A 532-nucleotide genomic window follows, 5' to 3' on the forward strand; every position below is an offset into this window, starting at 1 on the left:
GCAGCGTCAACATTGCTTTTATGAGAATTTTTCGTGAAGCAAAGGGGCATACCGCTTATACCATTGTTGAATCTGATAACCGCCTGCCCGGGAATATAACTGAAACACTGAGAGAAAACATACATGTACATGATGTAATGATCGTACAGTCGTAAGTAACAGGGCCGCCCGTGTACTGATGCCGGAAGGCACCGGGCGGTACGAATGAGGAGAAGAGAAATGATGGATTTTAAAAATGCCAGAGAGCTTCTGGAATTATGCAGCGAGAACCAGTGCCCGATATCAGCTGTTATGCGGGAGAGAGAATGTGATCAGGGAGAGACGACAGCCGAAGAGGCGGATGATCGTATGCGGCGCGTGCTGGAAATTATGCGTTCTTCCGCATACGAGCCGATTGAAAAACCGGGGAAATCCATGGGCGGCCTGATCGGCGGGGAGGCCAGGAAGCTGTCTGCCCGCAGAGAAAATGGAAAGGCTGTCTGCGGCACTGTCATGAGCCGTGCAATCACTTACGCCATGGCCGTTCTGGAGG

2 protein-coding genes are annotated in these 532 nt (G+C 51.3%); both read left to right on the forward strand.

The features are described 5' to 3' along the window. The coding region (locus NE664_13145) for an L-serine ammonia-lyase, iron-sulfur-dependent, subunit beta (GenBank protein MCQ4727578.1) at positions 1-155 on the forward strand (155 nt) is incomplete at its 5' end. 49 nt (positions 156-204) lie between these two features. Next, the coding region (locus tag NE664_13150) for an L-serine ammonia-lyase, iron-sulfur-dependent, subunit alpha (GenBank protein MCQ4727579.1) at positions 205-532 on the forward strand (328 nt) is incomplete at its 3' end.

This window comes from Anaerotignum faecicola (assembly GCA_024460105.1).
Lineage (GTDB): Bacteria > Bacillota > Clostridia > Lachnospirales > Anaerotignaceae > JANFXS01.